The organism is Vibrio sp. V08_P9A1T1 (genome assembly GCF_963874405.1).
Classification (GTDB): domain Bacteria; phylum Pseudomonadota; class Gammaproteobacteria; order Enterobacterales; family Vibrionaceae; genus Vibrio; species Vibrio anguillarum.
The window spans coordinates 1-4,716 of sequence record NZ_CAWNIB010000140.1; the positions used below are offsets into that span (position 1 = coordinate 1).

Genomic DNA, 4,716 nt, shown 5'->3' on the forward strand with positions numbered 1-4,716 from the left:
GCCTTTAAACTGTTTAAGCAAGTTTTGCCTCCGTTATCGGAGACAGAAAAAGAGGCGATGGAAGCGGGCAGCGTTTGGTGGGATGGTGAACTGTTTTCAGGTCGTCCAGACTTTACCAAACTGCATCATTACCCAAAACCAACCTTGTCAGATGAAGAGCAATCTTTCATTGATAATGAGTTGGAAACGCTGCTGTCCATGTTAGATGACCATAAAATCGTGAAAGAAGATCGTGACTTGCCAGCGGAAGTGTGGACGTTTCTGCGTAAAGAGCGTTTTTTCTCTTTGATTATTTCAAAGGCCTACGGTGGTCGTGAATTTTCAGCACTCGCCAACTCCACCATAGTGTCACGGATTGCGACGCGCAGTATCAGTACCGCTGTTACAGTGATGGTGCCAAACTCGCTTGGCCCCGGAGAGCTTCTCTCTCACTACGGTACACAACAACAGAAAGACTACTGGCTTCCTCGCTTAGCTGACGGTACGGATATCCCTTGTTTTGCGCTGACCGGGCCAGAAGCAGGCTCCGATGCTGGCGGCATTCCTGATCAAGGCGTGGTGTGTTACGGCAAGCACGAGGGCAAAGAAGTCCTTGGGATTAAACTCAGTTGGAATAAGCGTTATATCACGCTGGCTCCGGTTGCAACTGTGCTAGGCCTAGCTTTCAAACTCAGTGATCCTGAAAAACTTCTAGGCGATAAGCTCGATATCGGTATTACCTGCGCGTTGATCCCTGCTAATCACAAAGGCGTGGAAATTGGCGAGCGACACGATCCACTCGGCCTTGCGTTTATGAACGGCCCAACGCGTGGTCAAGATGTTTTCATCCCGATGGATTGGCTCATCGGTGGTGCTGACTATGCGGGTAAAGGCTGGCGCATGCTGGTGGAATGTTTGTCGGCAGGGCGTGGTATTTCATTACCCGCACTTGGTACGGCGATTGGTCACTTAACTTCGCGCACGACAGGCGCATACGCTTATGTGCGCAAGCAATTTGGTATGTCGATTGGTAAATTTGAAGGGGTAGCTGAAGCACTGGGCCGTATCGGTGGCTTAACTTATTTGCTTGAAGCGACACGAACCTTAACCACAACCTCGCTCGATTTGAAAGAAAAGCCGGGTATAGTGACCGCCATTGCCAAATACCATATGACAGAAATTGCGCGCACAATTTTAAATGATTCGATGGATATTCACTCTGGTCGAGCGATTCAAGATGGACCAATGAACTACCTCGGAACACATTATCTCGGTATCCCGGTCGCAATTACGGTTGAAGGGGCCAATATCCTAACTCGCAATTTGATGATCTTTGGCCAAGGTGCCACTCGTTGTCATCCTTATGTTTTGAAAGAGATGGAAGCGGCGGCTAATCCTGATACAGAGCAAGGCGCGAAAGATTTCGATAAGCTGTTGTTTAAGCACATTAGCCACGCGACCAAAAATACCTTTGGGGCACTCGGTGCTGCATTAACGGGTTCGCGCTTTGTCAAAGCGCAGATGAGCGGCCCAACAAAAGCGTATTACCAACAGTTGACGCGCATTAGCCGAGCACTTGCCGTGAGTGCCGATTTCGCTATGTTGACGTTAGGTGGCGATCTTAAACGTAAAGAGATGATCTCAGCGCGTTTAGGTGATGGTTTGAGTTATCTGTACATGGCTTCAGCAACCTTGAAAAAGTATGAAGATGAAGGCCGCCAACAAACCGATTTAGATTACGTGCACTACGCAGTGCAATATTGTTTGTACCACGCGGCTAAATCTTTGCAAGAGGCGTACAGCAACTTCCCCAACAAAGTGGTTGGGCGCTTACTTAAAGTGTTGGTCTTCCCTTTGGGCAACCATTATGACAAACCTAGCGATGAGCTGTCGGTCAAACTGGCGGAAAGCTTAATGACTCCTGGAGCACATCGAGATCGTCTCACTCATCTTTGTTACATTGGGCCAGAGGAAGACGATAGCGTTGGCTTGATGGAAAAAGCGTTTTTGGCGATGTACGGTATCAGTGCACTTGAGCGCAAGCTGTTCCGCGCAGCCAAAGAGGGTAAAATTGCGCGTAAAGGTGCTCTGACTGAGCGATTAGCTCAAGCCTTAAGCGAAAATGTGTTGACTCAAACTGAAGTAGACCAAATTTTGGCCGCAGACAAACTGCGTTATAAAGCGATTCAAGTTGATCACTTTAGCCATGACTTGAGCGAGGTGATGACCAATAAGCCGGGAAAGCCAAAGCTTAATCATGTCGCCTAGTCGCGAATATCGTCACTAAAAGTGTGACCATATATCAGGGCATCCTAGTCGGGTGCCCTGATTTTTTGAGCCACGAGAGATCCAACCACTTGCAATTTCTGCCTGTTTTTAAAGAAATAGGGTGAGATCTTCGAGCGAAACTTTTATCCTAGCGGAGATTTTTGAAGGAAGTTGAATATGATCATCAAACCTAAAATTCGTGGATTTATCTGTACGACAACGCACCCTGTGGGTTGTGAAGCTAATGTAAAAGAACAAATTGCTTACACCAAAGCACAAGGCCCTATCAAAAATGCACCGAAACGTGTACTTGTTGTAGGCTCATCCAGTGGCTACGGCCTTTCGTCTCGTATTACCGCCGCTTTTGGTGGAGGTGCTGCGACTATCGGTGTTTTCTTTGAAAAACCGGGCACGGACAAAAAACCAGGCACCGCCGGTTTTTATAACGCAGCCGCGTTTGACAAGCTTGCTCACGAGGCGGGTTTGTATGCTAAAAGCCTAAATGGTGACGCATTTTCTCACCAAGCAAAACAGAAAGCGATCGAGCTAATCAAACAAGACTTAGGTCAAATTGATATGGTGGTTTACTCGCTTGCTTCACCAGTGCGTAAGTTACCTGAAACTGGCGAACTGATTCGCTCATCATTAAAACCGATTGGCCAAACATACACCGCGACAGCGGTTGATACCAATAAAGACATCATCATTGAAGCCAGTGTTGAACCTGCAACTGAGCAGGAAATTGCAGACACGGTAACGGTTATGGGTGGTCAAGATTGGGAGCTGTGGATCCATGCACTTGCTGAAGCTGGCGTATTGGCTCAAGGGTGTAAAACCGTGGCTTATAGCTATATCGGCACTGAGCTAACTTGGCCAATCTATTGGGATGGTGCGCTAGGTAAAGCGAAGATGGATTTAGACCGCGCCGCATCGGCACTGAATGAACAGCTTTCTGTACTAGGTGGTACGGCTAATGTGGCCGTTCTTAAATCGGTTGTTACTCAAGCCAGTTCAGCTATTCCTGTTATGCCTCTTTACATCGCAATGGTGTTTAAGAAAATGCGTGAGCAAGGTGTACATGAAGGATGTATTGAACAGATCTATCGCATGTTTAGCCAACGTCTTTATAAAGAAGACGGTAGCGCGCCGGAAGTAGATGAGCAAAATCGTCTGCGTCTGGATGACTGGGAACTGCGTGAAGATATTCAAAAGCATTGCCGTGAGCTTTGGCCACAGATCACTACTGAAAACCTAAAAGAGCTGACGGATTACGTTGAATACAAAGAAGAATTCTTGAAGTTATTCGGTTTTGGTGTTGATGGCGTTGATTACGAAGCCGATGTCGATACTGAAGTTGCATTCGATGTAATTGATATCTAATCTATTGGTGTCACAGTAACACAATTAAGATGTTCTAATCTCAAAGGTCTAGCCACAGTGCTAGGCCTTTGCTGTTATGGAGGGTAATACAGCATTATTCACCCTCAACAGCATTTTCTCGATCAATGAAACGGTTGCTGTTTCCCTGCAACAAAAAACACATCACAGTGGTGCTCGGTCGCTAATTGCTTGAGTAGGTGTTGGTTGATAGGCTCAATAGTATTTGACGCGATTATCGCACTGGCATTTCCAGAGCGGATAGCTTTAATCACAATCTCTAATTCCGATAACGTTTGAGAGGGTTTCATGTGGATCACTCTGTCGCAATGTATATTGAAAGAAGCAAACCGTTCATACTGTGGTCGAGGACATTCAGAGGTGAATAAGATCCACTGCTGTTGGTGCTGGGATAGCTTAGCAAGCTTTGACATCATGGCTTGTTCAATCGTATTTACTGAGCGATGGGCATTAGCCAAAGGGTACTGAGCTGATAGTTGAGAAGCGAAATTTACTTGAAGCATAATACTGTCCTTTCATACATGCTGTATGTGTATACAGTATTTGAGTTGTAGATACTGATCAAGTTTTTTTTGCTGAATTTATCAGCATAACCAAGCTTGAATTCGTTAGATTTTGTTTTAATTTATTGATTAATAACTATTTTTATCAAACAATCAAATTGTTCAAAGATAAAGCGCCGTTGTCTGTTTTGTGATCAATGTAAGTATCCTAGTAACAGTGTCTCGTCACTAATTAGATAAGTTATCATAGTCGCTGAAATGGGTGTGCTTTTAAAATAGGCAGTAAAAAAGCGCCGTGTTGGCGCTTTTTCATGTATAGCTATTGATGCCTAATGTGACAGTGACTGTCGATCTCGAAATGCTTGCTCTGCAATATTAAACTGCCTGACATCCATGCGCGCAAACTCATTGCAACTTTCACATGAGTGATGCGATTTCCCATCAATATATTCGTGTTTTATTAATAGCTTTGGTTGTTTACACCAATCGCAAATACCTTCAATCGTAAACATGTTTTCTCCCCACCTAGAAGATTTAGGTGCAATTTTCGCGGCGCATTATCCCATAT

At 45.3% G+C, this 4,716-nt stretch carries 4 protein-coding genes; 2 read left to right on the forward strand and 2 right to left on the reverse strand.

Features of this window, described 5'->3' with window-relative positions; translation table 11 throughout:
- The coding region (locus AACT21_RS06760) for an acyl-CoA dehydrogenase (protein ID WP_254917184.1) at positions 1 to 2,247 on the forward strand (2,247 nt) is incomplete at its 5' end.
- A gap of 177 nt (positions 2,248 to 2,424) precedes the next feature.
- Positions 2,425 to 3,627 carry an enoyl-ACP reductase FabV gene (gene fabV / locus AACT21_RS06765; protein ID WP_026028134.1) on the forward strand — a complete coding sequence of 401 codons (1,203 nt, stop codon included), beginning with the start codon at positions 2,425 to 2,427 and terminating at the stop codon, positions 3,625 to 3,627.
- Between the two features lie 122 nt (positions 3,628 to 3,749).
- On the opposite strand, the gene AACT21_RS06770 is transcribed toward fabV, so the two are convergent.
- A complete protein-coding gene (locus AACT21_RS06770; protein ID WP_094163926.1) occupies positions 3,750 to 4,148 on the reverse strand; it encodes a hypothetical protein in 399 nt (132 codons plus the stop codon).
- A gap of 329 nt (positions 4,149 to 4,477) precedes the next feature.
- Entirely contained in the window at positions 4,478 to 4,660 is a 183-nt protein-coding gene (locus tag AACT21_RS06775; RefSeq protein WP_010319035.1) for a hypothetical protein, read from the reverse strand.
- Positions 4,661 to 4,716 lie beyond the last annotated feature (56 nt).